The organism is Pseudomonas sp. 05N36, assembly GCF_056397385.1.
The window spans coordinates 529,329-544,778 of the sequence record NZ_JBFTNH010000001.1 but is presented as its reverse complement, the minus strand read 5'-3'; the positions used below and the strand labels follow the sequence as shown (position 1 = coordinate 544,778).

The 15,450-nt window shown below is 60.6% G+C and carries 12 protein-coding genes; all 12 read left to right on the top strand.

Annotated elements, in window-relative coordinates:
* The first annotated feature begins 74 nt into the window (after positions 1 to 74).
* The 12 genes from AC1DIH_RS02470 to mdoH all read left to right on the top strand — a co-directional run bounded on the left by AC1DIH_RS02470 (position 75) and on the right by mdoH (position 15,349).
* The gene (locus AC1DIH_RS02470) at positions 75 to 926 is read left to right on the top strand and encodes an ABC transporter permease (RefSeq protein ID WP_216742866.1); all 852 of its coding nucleotides are present in this window, start codon (positions 75 to 77) and stop codon (positions 924 to 926) included.
* Complete coding sequence (locus tag AC1DIH_RS02465) at positions 923 to 1,747, top strand: quaternary amine ABC transporter ATP-binding protein (RefSeq protein WP_477770467.1); 825 nt, start codon at positions 923 to 925, stop codon at positions 1,745 to 1,747. Before AC1DIH_RS02470 ends, AC1DIH_RS02465 begins: the two co-directional genes overlap by 4 nt.
* A gap of 217 nt (positions 1,748 to 1,964) precedes the next feature.
* Positions 1,965 to 3,497: a histidine ammonia-lyase gene (gene hutH, locus AC1DIH_RS02460; RefSeq protein ID WP_427529228.1), complete on the top strand. Its 1,533-nt coding sequence runs from the start codon at positions 1,965 to 1,967 to the stop codon at positions 3,495 to 3,497.
* Between the two features lie 108 nt (positions 3,498 to 3,605).
* The gene (locus AC1DIH_RS02455; RefSeq protein ID WP_103317061.1) at positions 3,606 to 5,012 is read left to right on the top strand and encodes an amino acid permease; all 1,407 of its coding nucleotides are present in this window, start codon (positions 3,606 to 3,608) and stop codon (positions 5,010 to 5,012) included.
* 16 nt (positions 5,013 to 5,028) lie between these two features.
* A complete protein-coding gene (hutI, locus tag AC1DIH_RS02450; protein WP_477770466.1) occupies positions 5,029 to 6,234 on the top strand; it encodes an imidazolonepropionase in 1,206 nt (401 codons plus the stop codon).
* 10 nt (positions 6,235 to 6,244) lie between these two features.
* Entirely contained in the window at positions 6,245 to 7,045 is an 801-nt protein-coding gene (gene hutG, locus AC1DIH_RS02445; protein WP_477770465.1) for an N-formylglutamate deformylase, read from the top strand.
* A gap of 279 nt (positions 7,046 to 7,324) precedes the next feature.
* Entirely contained in the window at positions 7,325 to 8,272 is a 948-nt protein-coding gene (locus AC1DIH_RS02440) for a choline ABC transporter substrate-binding protein (RefSeq protein WP_477770464.1), read from the top strand.
* 15 nt (positions 8,273 to 8,287) lie between these two features.
* Positions 8,288 to 9,223 (top strand): alpha/beta hydrolase, encoded by a 936-nt coding sequence (locus tag AC1DIH_RS02435; protein WP_477770463.1) that lies wholly within the window; start codon positions 8,288 to 8,290, stop codon positions 9,221 to 9,223.
* 104 nt (positions 9,224 to 9,327) lie between these two features.
* Entirely contained in the window at positions 9,328 to 10,299 is a 972-nt protein-coding gene (pip, locus tag AC1DIH_RS02430; protein WP_054595195.1) for a prolyl aminopeptidase, read from the top strand.
* Positions 10,296 to 10,733, top strand: a complete 438-nt coding sequence (dtd, locus tag AC1DIH_RS02425; protein ID WP_427529238.1) for a D-aminoacyl-tRNA deacylase — start codon at positions 10,296 to 10,298, stop codon at positions 10,731 to 10,733. Before pip ends, dtd begins: the two co-directional genes overlap by 4 nt.
* A gap of 277 nt (positions 10,734 to 11,010) precedes the next feature.
* Positions 11,011 to 12,786 carry a glucan biosynthesis protein G gene (locus AC1DIH_RS02420; RefSeq protein ID WP_477770462.1) on the top strand — a complete coding sequence of 592 codons (1,776 nt, stop codon included), beginning with the start codon at positions 11,011 to 11,013 and terminating at the stop codon, positions 12,784 to 12,786.
* The gene (gene mdoH / locus AC1DIH_RS02415) at positions 12,779 to 15,349 is read left to right on the top strand and encodes a glucans biosynthesis glucosyltransferase MdoH (protein ID WP_477770461.1); all 2,571 of its coding nucleotides are present in this window, start codon (positions 12,779 to 12,781) and stop codon (positions 15,347 to 15,349) included. Before AC1DIH_RS02420 ends, mdoH begins: the two co-directional genes overlap by 8 nt.
* Positions 15,350 to 15,450 lie beyond the last annotated feature (101 nt).

Below are 15,450 nucleotides of genomic sequence, written 5' to 3'. Positions count from 1 at the left end.
GTAGGCAGATACCTCCCGGCTAACCGAGAGGCTGGCCGGGACGTTCGCTACATCCACTTGATTGAGAGTCTCTTATGTTTCCCGAAAGCTTCACCTTTTCCATCGCCGATCGGGTCAACGTTTGGGTTGATTCGCTGGTCGTCAACTACGGGGATGTGTTCCGCCACATCTCCGACACCTTGCTCTGGGCCATCGTCAACCTCGAAGGCCTGCTGCGCGCGGCGCCGTGGTGGTTGATGCTGGTGATCGTTGCCGGCATCGCCTGGCACGCTACCCGCAAGCTGGTGACGACGACGGTGATCGTTGGTTTGCTGTTCCTGGTGGGCGCTGTCGGCCTCTGGGACAAGCTCATGCAAACGCTGGCATTGATGCTGGTGGCGACGGTTATTTCGGTGCTGATCGGCATTCCGTTGGGCATTTTGTCGGCGCGCAGCAATCGCCTGCGTTCAGTGTTGATGCCGCTGCTCGACATCATGCAGACCATGCCCAGCTTCGTGTACCTGATCCCGGTGCTGATGCTGTTCGGACTGGGCAAGGTCCCGGCGATTTTCGCCACCGTGATCTACGCCGTACCGCCGCTGATTCGCCTGACCGATCTGGGCATTCGCCAGGTCGATCGCGAAGTCATGGAGGCGATCAATGCCTTCGGCGCCAACCGTTGGCAGCAACTGTTCGGCGTGCAACTGCCGCTGGCGCTGCCGAGCATCATGGCCGGGATCAACCAGACCACCATGATGGCTCTGTCGATGGTGGTGATCGCCTCGATGATCGGTGCTCGTGGCCTGGGTGAAGACGTGCTGGTGGGGATCCAGACCCTTAATGTCGGACGCGGTCTTGAAGCCGGTCTGGCGATCGTGATTCTGGCGGTGGTCATTGACCGCATTACCCAGGCCTACGGTCGTCCGCGGCATGAGGTGAGCCAATGAACAGTGCCGCCAAGATCGAAGTCAAAAACGTTTTCAAGATTTTCGGTAACCGTTCGGCCGACGCGCTGGACATGATCCGACAGAACAAGAGCAAGGATCAGGTACTGGCCGAGACCGGCTGCGTGATCGGCGTGAATGATCTGTCACTGAGCATCGCTACCGGCGAGATATTCGTGATCATGGGCCTGTCGGGTTCCGGCAAGTCGACACTGGTGCGGCACATCAACCGCCTGATCGACCCGACCAGCGGCGTGATCCTGGTAGACGGCGTGGACATCCTGCAATACGACATGGAAGCCCTGCGCGAATTTCGTCGGCACAAGATCAGCATGGTGTTCCAGAGCTTCGGCCTGTTGCCCCACAAGAACGTGCTGGACAACGTCGCCTATGGTTTGAAAGTGCGAGGTGAAAGCAAGCAGCTGTGCGCCGAGCGCGCGCAGCACTGGATCAACACCGTGGGCCTTCAGGGCTACGAAAACAAATACCCGCATCAGCTGTCTGGCGGTATGCGTCAGCGTGTGGGTCTGGCTCGCGCCTTGGCGGCGGACACCGACATCATCCTGATGGATGAAGCCTTCAGTGCCCTTGACCCGCTGATCCGCGCCGAGATGCAGGACCAGTTGCTCGAACTGCAACAGACGCTGCACAAGACCATCGTGTTCATCACCCATGACCTCGATGAAGCCGTGCGTATTGGCAACCGGATTGCGATTCTCAAGGATGGGCAGTTGATCCAGGTCGGCACGCCGAAAGAGATCCTTCACTCGCCGGCCGATGAATACGTCGACCGGTTTGTCCAGCGCCGAGCGGCGGTGGTTTAGGAGAGTTGCCATGTTCCAGGCTGAATTGATTTTGAAAGACCCGATACTGCTGTAAACCGCGTTACCCAAGCTGTACTGATTTCTACAAAAGCCAGCGTGCCAAGGCGCCACCCCCTCAAGAAGCGGGCGGCGACGGACAACGGAATCATCCGGAGCGTCTGGTTAGTTAACTGCTCTTATATAAAGAGCATAAAAAACTCTCAAAAGGAGAATAAATGTGACTGCTCTGAACCTTATCCCTGGCCAACTGAGTCTTGCCCAACTGCGTGCTGTTTATCAGCAACCGGTCAACGTCCGCCTCGACGACAGTGCATCGGCCCAGATCGAAGCCAGTGTTGCCTGCGTGGAACAGATCCTCGTGGAAAACCGCACGGCCTACGGCATCAACACCGGTTTCGGCCTGCTGGCGTCGACCCGCATTGCCAGCGAAGACCTGGAAAACCTCCAGCGTTCGCTGGTGTTGTCCCACGCTGCCGGTGTGGGCGAGCCAATCAGCGACGCCCTGGTGCGTCTGATCATGGTGCTCAAGGTCAACAGCCTGAGCCGTGGTTTCTCCGGCATTCGCCGGGTGGTGATCGACGCGCTGATCGCCCTGATCAACGCTGAGGTTTACCCGCACATTCCATTGAAAGGTTCGGTCGGTGCTTCCGGTGACCTGGCGCCTCTGGCCCACATGTCGCTGGTGTTGCTGGGCGAAGGCAAGGCCCGTTACAAAGGTGAATGGCTGCCAGCAACTGAAGCGCTGAAAGTCGCAGGCCTGCAACCGCTGACCCTGGCGGCCAAAGAAGGTCTGGCGCTGCTTAACGGCACTCAGGTGTCCACCGCTTACGCACTGCGTGGCCTGTTCGAAGGCGAAGACCTTTTCGCTGGCGCCCTGGCCCTTGGCGGTCTGACCGTTGAAGCCGTACTGGGCTCGCGCTCGCCGTTCGATGCGCGTATTCACGCTGCCCGTGGTCAAAAAGGCCAGATCGACGCCGCCGCCGCTTACCGCGACCTGCTGGGTGAGCGCAGCCAGGTTTCCGACTCGCACGAGAACTGCGAAAAGGTTCAGGACCCGTACTCGCTGCGCTGCCAGCCGCAAGTCATGGGCGCCTGCCTGACTCAGTTCCGTCAGGCCGCTGAAGTGTTGGCGATCGAAGCCAACGCCGTGTCGGATAACCCGTTGGTCTTCGCAGCTGAAGGTGACGTGATCTCCGGCGGTAACTTCCACGCCGAACCGGTTGCCATGGCGGCCGACAACATGGCCCTGGCCATCGCTGAAATCGGTTCCCTGAGCGAGCGTCGCATCTCGCTGATGATGGACAAGCACATGTCGCAACTGCCGCCGTTCCTGGTGGCCAACGGTGGCGTGAACTCCGGCTTCATGATCGCCCAGGTGACTGCGGCGGCTCTGGCCAGCGAAAACAAGGCACTGGCGCATCCGCATTCGGTCGACAGCCTGCCGACGTCCGCCAACCAGGAAGACCACGTTTCCATGGCTCCGGCCGCTGGCAAGCGTCTGTGGGAAATGGCTGAAAACACTCGCGGCGTTCTGGCTGTCGAGTGGCTGGCAGCCTGCCAGGGCCTGGACCTGCGCGACGGTCTGAAGACTTCGACGAAACTGGAAAAAGCTCGCAGCACCCTGCGCGCCAAAGTACCGTTCTACGAGAAGGACCGTTTCTTTGCACCGGACATCAACGCCGCGAGCGAGCTGCTGGCTTCGCGCTGCCTGAATGAGCTGGTGATGGCGAAGTTGTTGCCTAGCCTGTAATGCCCCATCGCGAGCAGGCTCGCTCCCACAAGGATTACGCTGAACCTGTGGGAGCGAGCCTGCTCGCGATTCGATTTTTGCGTCGATAAGAACAACTAAGGACGAGAAATGCAAAAGCCAGCAAACGGCTTGAAACGCGGGCTATCGGCCCGACATATTCGCTTCATGGCACTGGGGTCGGCGATCGGCACCGGGCTGTTTTACGGTTCTGCCTCCGCCATCCAGATGGCCGGTCCTGCGGTGCTGCTTGCGTACCTGATCGGTGGTGCAGCGGTGTTCATGGTCATGCGCGCCCTCGGCGAGATGGCCGTGCACAACCCGGTCGCAGGTTCTTTCGGTCAATACGCCAGCACTTACCTGGGACCGATGGCAGGCTTCATCCTCGGTTGGACCTACGCATTCGAAATGGTCATCGTCGGCATGGCCGACGTCACTGCGTTCGGTATTTACATGGGCTTCTGGTTCCCGGAAGTCTCTCGCTGGATCTGGGTATTGGGCGTCGTTTCCATCGTCGGCGGCTTGAACCTGTGCAACGTCAAGGTCTTCGGTGAAATGGAGTTCTGGCTGTCGCTGCTCAAGGTCGCCGCCATCGTTGCGATGATCCTCGGGGGCTTCGGCATCATGCTGTTCGGTATCAGCACGGCCCCAGGCCAGGTGACCGACATCAGCAACCTCTGGACCCAAGGCGGCTTCATGCCCAATGGCATGGGCGGTCTGATCGCTTCGTTCGCGGTGGTGATGTTTGCGTTTGGCGGTATTGAAATCATCGGCGTCACCGCCGGTGAGGCCAAAGACCCGCAGCACGTGCTGCCTCGTGCAATCAACGCCGTACCGTTGCGGATTCTGCTGTTCTACGTGCTGACGATGCTGGTGCTGATGTCGATCTTTCCTTGGCAGCAGATCGGTAGCCAGGGCAGCCCGTTCGTGCAGATCTTCGATAAGCTGGGGATCAGCTCGGCAGCCACCATCCTCAATATTGTGGTGATTACGGCGGCGATTTCGGCGATCAACAGTGACATCTTCGGCGCTGGCCGCATGATGTTCGGTCTGGCCCAGCAAGGGCACGCACCGAAGGGCTTCGCCCACCTGTCGCGCAATGGCGTGCCATGGATGACCGTGGTGGTGATGAGTGTCGCGCTGCTGCTGGGCGTGTTGCTGAACTACCTGATCCCGGAAAACGTGTTTCTGCTGATCGCGTCCATTGCGACCTTTGCGACCGTCTGGGTCTGGCTGATGATTCTGTTCACTCAGGTAGCGATGCGTCGCTCCATGACGCCTGAGCAAGTGGCGCAGCTGAAATTCCCGGTACCGTTCTGGCCGTATGCGCCGATGGCGGCGATTGCCTTCATGCTGTTTGTCTTCGGCGTGCTGGGTTATTTCCCGGATACCCAAGCGGCGCTGATCGTCGGCGTGGTCTGGATCGTGTTGCTGGTGCTGGCCTACCTGACGTGGGTCAAGCCGGCGGCAGGGCAGGCGGCGCTGGTCGCGCGTGATCCTTCTTTTTCCAATCGATAACTAACGGAGGCCTCGGATGAAAACTCTCTGGCAACACTGCCACGTTGCAAGCATGGCGCAGGGCACTTACTCGATCATCGAGGATGCCGCCATCGTGACGTCAGGAGCGCACATTGAGTGGATCGGCCCACGTAGCGAGCTGCCGTCCGGTGAATACCCCGAGGTCCATGACCTCGCGGGGGCCTGGGTCACCCCGGGCCTGATCGACTGCCATACCCACACGGTGTTCGGCGGCAATCGCAGCGGCGAGTTCGAGCAGCGTCTGCAAGGCGTGAGCTACGCAGAAATCGCCGCGGCCGGTGGCGGCATTGCCAGCACCGTGCGCGCCACGCGTGCGGCGACCGAGGACGAGCTGTTCGCCAGTGCGAAGAAGCGTCTGAAAAGCCTGATGCGTGACGGTGTGACCAGCATCGAGATGAAATCCGGTTATGGCCTCGACCTCGCCAGTGAGCGGAAGATCCTGCGGGTGATCCGTCGTCTCGGCGCCGAACTGCCGATCAGTGTGCGCAGCACCTGCCTGGCCGCTCACGCCTTGCCGCCAGAGTACGTCGACCGCGCCGACGACTACATCGAGCATATCTGCGCCGAAATGCTGCCGGCGCTGGCCGCCGAAGGCCTGGTGGATGCGGTGGATGCGTTCTGCGAATACCTGGCGTTCTCGCCAGCGCAGGTCGAGCGGGTGTTCGTCGCGGCGCAGCAACTCGGTTTGCCGGTGAAGCTGCATGCCGAGCAGTTGTCGTCCTTGCACGGCTCCAGCCTGGCGGCGCGTTATCACGCGTTGTCGGCCGACCATCTGGAGTTCATGACCGAAGAGGACGCCATCGCCATGGCGGCCTCCGGGACCGTTGCCGTGTTGCTGCCGGGGGCCTTCTACTTCCTGCGGGAAACCCAGTTGCCGCCGATGGATGCCTTGCGCAAGCACGGGGTGAAAATCGCCATCGCCAGCGACCTCAACCCGGGCACCTCGCCGGCGTTGTCGGTTCGGTTGATGTTGAACATGGCCTGCACCTGCTTCCGCATGACCCCGGAAGAGGCGCTGGCCGGCGCAACCATTCACGCCGCCAAGGCATTGGGCATGGAGCAAACCCATGGTTCGCTCGAAGTCGGCAAAGTCGCTGACTTCGTGGCCTGGCAGATCGATCGTCCAGCCGACCTGTCGTACTGGTTGGGCGGTGACCTGGAAAAACGCGTCGTGCGTCACGGCGTCGAAGTCGAGTTATAGGAGAACAGTTGTGGATAAGGTTCTGAACTTCAAACAAGGCCGGGTGCCACTGCTGATCAGCATGCCTCACGCTGGCGTGCGTCTGACGCCTGCGGTTGAAGCCGGCTTGATCCCTGAGGCACAAAGCCTGCCGGACACTGACTGGCATATTCCCACGCTCTACGAATTTGCAGCCGAGCTGGGCGCCAGCACCCTGGCCGCCGAGTATTCGCGGTTCGTCATCGACCTCAACCGGCCGTCTGACGACAAGCCGTTGTACGTCGGTGCGACGACGGGCCTGTACCCGGCGACCTTGTTCGACGGCGTGCCGTTGTTCCGCGAAGGGCTGGAGCCGTCTGCCCAAGAGCGCGCGACGTACCTGGAGAAAGTCTGGACGCCGTACCACAGCACCCTGCAGCAAGAACTGGCGCGGCTGAAGGCCGAGTTCGGTTATGCGCTGTTGTTCGATGCGCACTCGATTCGCTCGGTGATCCCGCACCTGTTCGACGGCAAGCTGCCGGACTTCAACCTCGGCACGTTCAACGGCGCCAGTTGCGATCCACAGCTGGCCAGCCAGCTTGAAGCGATCTGCGCCCGGCATCCGGCTTACAGCCATGTGCTCAACGGTCGCTTCAAGGGCGGCCACATCACCCGTCATTACGGTAATCCGGCCGAAAACATCCACGCGGTGCAGCTGGAGTTGGGGCAGTGCACTTACATGGAAGAGGTCGAACCGTTCCGCTATCGGCCTGACCTGGCGGCACCGACGCAGGTGGTGCTCAAGGAGTTGCTGCAAGGATTGTTGGCCTGGGGGCAGAAACACTACGGCTGACACTATCTTGTGGCGAGGGAGCTTGCTCCCGCTCAACTGCGCAGCAGTTGCAAAGCCTGCCAGTCGGATCTTGCAGATACTGAGAGGTGGCTGTTTTCAGGGCTGCTTCGCGGCCCAGCGGGAGCAAGCTCCCTCGCCACAACGATCGGTTGCTGTCGCCACCGTGCAAGACACGGTCGCCTCAGGGCGTTTTTGTCGCTCAGACGCTGCGTAACGTTGTGACCACGGTGCACGAAGACACCGGGCCCACAATAACCAGCTGCCGAGCGAGCCTTCCCGATGAAACGACTGTTCAACCGCTGTCTGTTAATCCTTACCGGCACCGCACTTCTAAGCGCCAACACCTTTGCCAGCGAACCGGCGTCCTGCCAATCCGTGCGCATGGGCGTGGTCAACTGGACCGACGTGATCGCCACCAGTGGCATGGCCGAAGTCTTGCTCAACGGGCTTGGCTACGAAAGCAAGCAAACCAGCGCCGTGCAGCAAATCATCTTCGCCGGCATCCGCGACAAACGCCTGGATATCTTCCTCGGCTACTGGAAGCCCGCGATGGACAAGAACATCGCGCCGTTCATCGCCGCCAATCAACTCAAAGTCATGGACAAGCCCAGCCTGTCTGACGCCCAGGCCACCCTCGCAGTGCCTGACTATGTCGCGGCAGCGGGCCTGAAAACCTTCGGCGATATCGCCAGATTCAAAGACCAGCTGGGTGGCAAGATCTACGGCATCGAGCCGGGCAGCGGCGCCAACACCACCATCAAAACCATGATCGAGACCAATCACTTTGGCCTCAAGGACTTCAAGCTGATCGAATCCGGCGAGGCCGGCATGCTGGCCGCCGTGCAGCGGGCGGTCAATCGCAAGGAGTTCGTGGTGTTCGTCGGCTGGACCCCGCATCCAATGAACATCAACATGAAGATCAACTACCTGACCGGCAGCGAGGACGTGTACGGCCCTAACGAAGGTGCGGCGACGGTCTCGACCGTAACTGCGCCGGATTATGCCCAGCGTTGCCCGAACGTGAACCGTCTGTTGGAAAACCTGACGTTCACCGCCGCTCAGGAAAGCCAGTTGATGGTACCGATCATGGAGCGCAAGACCGCGCAGGAAGTCGCCCGGCAATGGCTGCGTGACCATCCCGAGGATCTTCAGCGCTGGTTGGCGGGTGTCAGCAGTTTCGATGGCAAGGACGGTGTGAAGGCGGTACAGGCCAGCCTGAAACTCTGAGCCGTCGAGAACCTTATGGCTGATTATCCGATCTCTGCGCAGCTCTCGGCCTTTGTCGAGAGAACCCTCAGCTTCAACAGCCCCGACAGCAGCCTGGACGGGCTGCGTCAGGCTTACAGTCAAATGTGCCGGGCATTTTCCCCGGCTCGCCCGGACGGGCTGGAGGTCGCCGACTTCACGCTGGAAGGCGTTCGTGTCCGGTCTTACCAGCCAGCGGTGGCACCGCCGGATTCGGGTTGGCCGTGCATCCTTTATCTGCACGGCGGTGGCTGGGTGGTGGGGGATCTGGACTCGCACGACTTCATCTGCACCGAGTTGTCGGCGGTTTTGGGCGTGCTGGTGATTGCTGTCGATTACCGACTGGCTCCCGAGCATCCCTTTCCGGCGGCGTTTGATGACTGCCTGAGCGTCTGGCGAGCGCTGTGCGCGGGGGCGAGCCCGTTTGCGCTGGACGCGACGCGGATGCTGGTGGCCGGTGACAGCGCCGGCGGCAATCTTGCTGCTGCGTTGTGCCTGGCATTACGTGACCGGGGCGAGCGCCTGCCCTGCGCACAAGTCTTGATCTACCCGGGACTGGGCGGTGACGCCAGGCTTCCATCGCGCAGCGAATGTGCGGATGCGCCGCTACTCAGCAGCAGCGACCTGGACTGCTATCACGCGTTGTACTTGCGCGGTACGCGGCAACCGTCGGCCTACGCCATGCCATTGCTCGCCGATGATTTCAGCGGTTTGCCAGCGACAATGATCGCCGTCGCGCAGTTCGACCCGCTACGCGACGACGGCGTCAGTTATGCCCGGCGACTTGAAGCCGCCGGGGGCGAGGTCAACCTGTATTCGGGCAAAGGGCTGATTCACGGGTGTTTGCGGGGCCGGGGCGAGGTCGCGGAAGTGGATCTGCTCTATGAAAACCTGTTGGCGTATTTGCATCGGTTTCTTGTAAGCGAAGTCTGATTTTTTACGGGCATGCTCATTCACGTAATTCGGGTTTATGATGCCGGACGGCAGAATAATTGAAGTCCCCCCAGGGATGACCTCGACCCCTTACGGAGCGCGCAATGCAGACTTTGTACCCGCAGATCAAACCCTACGCCCGGCACGATCTGGCCGTCGATGCAATACACACGCTGTACGTCGACGAAAGCGGTTCACCGGAAGGTTTGCCGGTGGTGTTCATTCACGGTGGCCCGGGGGCCGGTTGTGACGCGCAGAGTCGGCGCTACTTCGATCCGAACCTGTACCGCATCGTTACCTTCGATCAGCGCGGCTGCGGTCGTTCCACGCCCCACGCCAACCTCGAAAACAACACCACCTGGGATCTGGTCGCCGACCTTGAGCGGATTCGCCAGCACCTGGGGATCGACAAATGGGTGCTGTTCGGCGGCTCCTGGGGTTCGACCCTGGCCCTGGCCTACGCACAAACCCACCCGGAGCGTGTGCACGGTCTGATCCTGCGCGGGATCTTTCTCTGCCGCCCGCAGGAAATCGAATGGTTCTACCAGGCCGGCGCCAGCCGTCTGTTCCCGGATTACTGGCAGGACTACATCGCGCCGATCCCGCTGGACGAGCGCGACGACCTGCTCAGCGCATTCCACAAGCGCCTGATCGGCAACGACCAGATTGCCCAGATGCACGCGGCCAAGGCCTGGTCGACCTGGGAAGGCCGCACGGCTACCTTGCGTCCGAACCCGATGGTGGTCGACCGCTTCTCCGAGCCGCAGCGCGCGCTGTCGATTGCCCGGATCGAATGCCACTACTTCACCAACAATGCGTTCCTGGAGCCCAACCAGCTGATTCGCGACATGGGCAAGATCGCCCATTTGCCCGGCGTCATTGTCCATGGCCGTTACGATGTGATCTGCCCGCTGGATAATGCCTGGGAACTGCATCAGGCCTGGCCGAACAGTGAACTGCAGGTGATCCGCGATGCCGGCCACGCAGCGTCCGAACCGGGTATCACCGATGCATTGGTGCGTGCGGCCAGCCAGATGGCCCGGCGTTTGCTTGATCTACCGCCTGAAGAAGCATGAAGGGCCTGTTACAACGCGTGCGAAGTGCACGCGTCGAAGTGGCGGGGGAGGTTGTTGGCGCTGTAGACCAGGGTTTGCTGGTGCTGGTGGCGGTCGAGCCGCAAGACACACGGGCCAGTGCCGACAAACTTCTGCATAAGCTGCTTAACTATCGGGTATTCAGTGACGCCGAGGGCAAGATGAATCTGTCCCTGGCCGATGTCGGCGGTGGCTTGTTGTTGGTCTCGCAGTTCACCCTGGCCGCCGATACCAAAAATGGTTTGCGTCCGAGCTTTTCTACCGCGGCCCCACCGGCACTCGGAGAAGAGCTTTTTGGCTATATATTGACCAAAGCGCAGCAGTTACATGGCAAAGTGGCATCAGGTAGATTTGGCGCTGACATGCAGGTGCATCTGGTCAATGATGGCCCGGTAACCTTCCTGTTACAGACCTGAAGACGCTTGAAACATCTTTTCAGGCGTGTTTCGGTCGAAAACAGGGGTTTTTCGCGATAAATACTTTGTTACCCCTGATGCGTTGTAACGCGGCCTACTAGATAATCCCGCGCTACGGGGATCAGCGTTCGTTGGCCCATTTTTGACTTAGGTAGAGACTTGTCCGCAACCGTTTGGGGAATCATTTAGCCCCATCGGAGTCGGAACAATGCTCGCCAACCTGGCATATAGATAGCTGGCCGTTGGTTTTTTGATCTGTTTTCGGCGAGGGTTGCTCGTGATTGTTAGTCCCTGTAATGCACCAAAATTGTCTGCCAAACGGTTACGAAACGCACTGGTGACGGGCTCTGCTTTGCTTTGCCTGCTCAGCGCTGGCCAGCTTTGGGCATTCAATCTGGATGATGTGTCGGCCAAGGCAAAAGAGCTGGCCGGGCAAAAATACGAAGCCCCGCGCAGCAATCTGCCGAACGAATTCCGTGAGATGAAATTCGCGGATTATCAGAAAATTCGTTTCCTGACCGAAAAAGCCGAATGGGCCGACCAGAAAACCCCGTTCAAGCTGTCGTTCTATCACCAGGGCATGCACTTCGACACGCCGGTGAAGATCAACGAAATCACCGCCAACAACGTTGAAGAGATCAAGTACGACCCAAGTCGTTTCGATTTCGGCGATGTGAAGTTCGATCCTAAATCCACCGAAAAGCTGGGTTATGCCGGCTTCCGTGTGCTGTACCCGATCAACAAGGCCGACAAGCAAGACGAAATCATGACCATGCTCGGCGCGAGTTACTTCCGCGTCGTCGGCAAAGGCCACACCTATGGCCTGTCCGCCCGTGGCCTGGCAATCGACACTGCGTTGCCGTCCGGTGAAGAGTTCCCGCGCTTTACCGAGTTCTGGATCGAACAACCCAAGCCGACCGACAAGCACCTGGTGATCTACGCCCTGCTGGACTCGCCGCGTGCCACCGGCGCCTACCGCCTGACCCTGCGTCCAGGCAGTGACACCATTGTCGACGTCAAGGCGCAGATGTTCCTGCGTGACAAGGTCAGCAAACTGGGGATCGCGCCACTGACCAGCATGTTCCTGTTCGGCGCCAACCAGCCGTCGAAAGTGCTCAACTACCGTCGCGAACTGCACGATTCCAGCGGCCTGTCGATCCATGCCGGCAATGGCGAGTGGATCTGGCGCCCGTTGAACAACCCGAAACACCTGGCCGTCAGCAATTTTTCGGTTGAGAACCCGCGTGGTTTCGGCCTGCTGCAACGTGGCCGTGACTTCAGCCACTACGAAGACCTCGATGACCGCTACGACAAGCGCCCAAGCGCCTGGATCGAGCCACAGGGCGACTGGGGCAAAGGCACTGTCGACCTCGTAGAGATCCCGACCGCCGACGAAACCAACGACAACATCGTTGCCTTCTGGAGCCCGGAAAAACTGCCTGAGCCTGGTCAGCCGCTGGACTTCGCCTACCGTCTGCACTGGACCATCGACGAAGCAGCCCTGCATTCGGCAGACAGCGCCTGGGTTCAACAGACCCTGCGTTCCACCGGTGACGTGAAACAGTCCAACCTGATTCGTCAGCCAGATGGCAGCGTTGCCTACCTGGTGGACTTCACTGGCCCGTCCCTCAAGGCACTGCCGGAAGATGCGCCGGTTCGCAGCCAGGTCAGCGTTGGCGACAACGCCGAAGTGGTCGAGAACAGCGTGCGCTACAACCCTGAAACCCAGGGCTGGCGCCTGACCCTGCGCATGAAGATCAAGGACCCGGGCAAATCCACCGAGATGCGTGCTGCGCTGGTCAAGGAAATCGTCGCCCCTGAGCCGGTGAAGGCTTCGCTGCCGAACGCCAATTCTTCCATTGCCAAGGCCGACAAGATCGCCGCCAAGCAACTCGAGAAGAAAGAAAAGGAATCCAAGGAAGCGAAAGACAAAGATGCCAAGCAGCCTGCCGCTGCCGAAGCAGCCCCTGCCACACCTCCTGCCCCGGATGCAGCCAAGACTGAACAAGTGCTGACCGAGACCTGGAGCTACCAGTTGCCAGCCGATGAGTAATTCCCAAGTACAGCCAGAAACTCTCAACGAGTATCTGGCGCACCTGCCAATGACCGATGAGCAGCGCGCAGAACTTGCGGGCTGCACATCTTTCAGCGAACTGCATGAGCGCCTGTCGTCGAAGACCTTCGACGCACCGGGCGAAGCGAACCAGGCTTCGGTCGGTCGCCGGCTGACCCTCAACTCCGCCGAGGAGCTGGAAGAAGCCGAGATGTTGGCGCTCGACGCCGCCGGTCGTGTGTGCCTGAAGGCAACCCCGCCGATTCGTCGGACCAAGGTCGTGCCCGAGCCATGGCGTACCAATATCCTGGTGCGTGGCTGGCGTCGCCTGACCGGTCGCACCAACCCTCCGGCACCGCCGAAGGATGAGCGCGTGCTGCCGGCGGCTCGCTGGCGCACCGTCGGTTCGATCCGCCGCTACATCCTGTTGGTGTTGATGCTGGGCCAGACCATCGTCGCAGGCTGGTACATGAAAGGCATCATGCCGTACCAGGGCTGGTCGTTCGTCGACCTCAACGAAGTCCTGCACCAACCGCTGCTCCAGACGGCCACGCAAGTGCTGCCCTATGCCTTGCAAACCAGCATCCTGATTCTGTTCGGGATTCTGTTCTGCTGGGTATCGGCCGGTTTCTGGACCGCACTGATGGGCTTCCTCGAGTTGCTCACCGGGCACGACAAGTACCGCATTTCCGGCGCCAGCGCCGGCAACGAGCCGATTCCCAAGGACGCTCGCACCGCGTTGGTGATGCCGATCTGCAACGAAGACGTACCGCGGGTGTTCGCCGGTTTGCGCGCGACCTTCGAGTCGGTCGCCGCCACCGGTGACCTGGATCGCTTCGATTTCTTTGTCCTCAGTGACAGTAACGACACCGATATCTGCGTTGCCGAGCAGCAAGCCTGGCTGGACGTCTGCCGCGAAGCCAAGGGCTTTGGCAAGATCTTCTATCGCCGTCGTCGCCGTCGCGTGAAACGCAAGAGCGGCAACCTCGACGACTTCTGCCGTCGTTGGGGCGGTGATTACAAATACATGGTCGTACTCGACGCCGACAGCGTGATGAGCGGCGAATGCCTGACCAGTCTGGTGCGCTTGATGGAAGCCACGCCGGACGCCGGGATCATTCAGACCGCGCCACGTGCCTCGGGCATGGACACGCTGTATGCGCGCATGCAGCAGTTCGCCACGCGGGTATACGGTCCGCTGTTTACCGCCGGCCTGCACTTCTGGCAGTTGGGCGAATCCCACTACTGGGGCCACAACGCGATCATCCGCATGAAGCCGTTCATCGAGCACTGCGCCCTGGCGCCGTTGCCCGGTAAAGGCGCATTCGCGGGGGCGATCCTTTCCCACGACTTCGTTGAAGCGGCGCTGATGCGCCGTGCCGGCTGGGGCGTGTGGATCGCTTACGATCTGCCCGGCAGCTACGAAGAACTGCCGCCGAACCTGCTCGACGAGCTCAAGCGTGACCGTCGCTGGTGCCACGGCAACCTGATGAACTTCCGGCTGTTCCTGGTCAAGGGCATGCACCCGGTGCACCGTGCGGTGTTCCTGACCGGCGTGATGTCTTATCTGTCGGCACCGCTGTGGTTCTTCTTCCTGGTGCTGTCGACGGCGCTGCTGGCGGTCAACACGCTGATGGAGCCGCAGTACTTCATGGAGCCGCGACAGCTGTATCCGCTGTGGCCACAATGGCACCCGGACAAGGCCGTTGCGCTGTTCTCGACGACCATCGTGCTGCTGTTCCTGCCGAAGTTGCTGAGCATCATCCTGATCTGGGCCAAGGGCGCGAAAGAGTTCGGCGGCAAGTTCAAGGTGACCTTGTCGATGCTGCTGGAGATGCTGTTCTCCATGCTGCTGGCGCCGGTGCGGATGATCTTCCACACCCGTTTCGTACTCGCCGCGTTTCTCGGCTGGGCGGCGACCTGGAACTCGCCACAACGTGATGACGACTCGACACCGTGGAGCGAAGCGGTGCGCCGCCATGGTCCGCAAACCTTGCTGGGCTTTTTCTGGGCCTTGCTGGTGGTCTGGCTGAACCCGAGTTTCCTCTGGTGGCTGGTACCGATCGTCGGTTCGTTGATGCTGTCGATCCCGGTGTCGGTGATCTCCAGCCGCGTGAAGCTGGGCCTCAAGTCCCGTGACGAAAGCCTGTTCCTGATCCCTGAGGAATACGCACCGCCGCAGGCCTTGCTGGCAACGGATCAGTACACCCACGAAAACCGTTGGCACGCACTGAACGACGGCTTCATCCGCGCCGTGGTCGATCCGCAGCAGAATGCCCTGGCATGCGCGCTGGCGACGTCGCGTCACGGTCAGGCCGAACCGATCGAGTGGCTGCGTATCGAACGGGTTCGCCATGCACTGAAAGCCGGYCCTGCCGGGTTGAACAACCATGAGCGTCTGCAACTGCTGAGCGACCCTGTAGCACTGGGGCGCCTGCATGAGCAGGTCTGGAGCGACAGTCACGCCGAGTGGCTGGATGCCTGGCGAGCGTCGGTGAAAGCCGATCCTCACGCACCGTTGTTGCCGCTCAAACCGCTGAGCGCACAGGCACAACCGGCTTGATGAAAAAGCCCCGCTACCAAGCGGGGTTTTTTTTGCGTGAGTGATCAGCAAACAACAAATCCCCTTCTGCCCCCTTGTGCAAACGGACGAGTGCGTTAGCA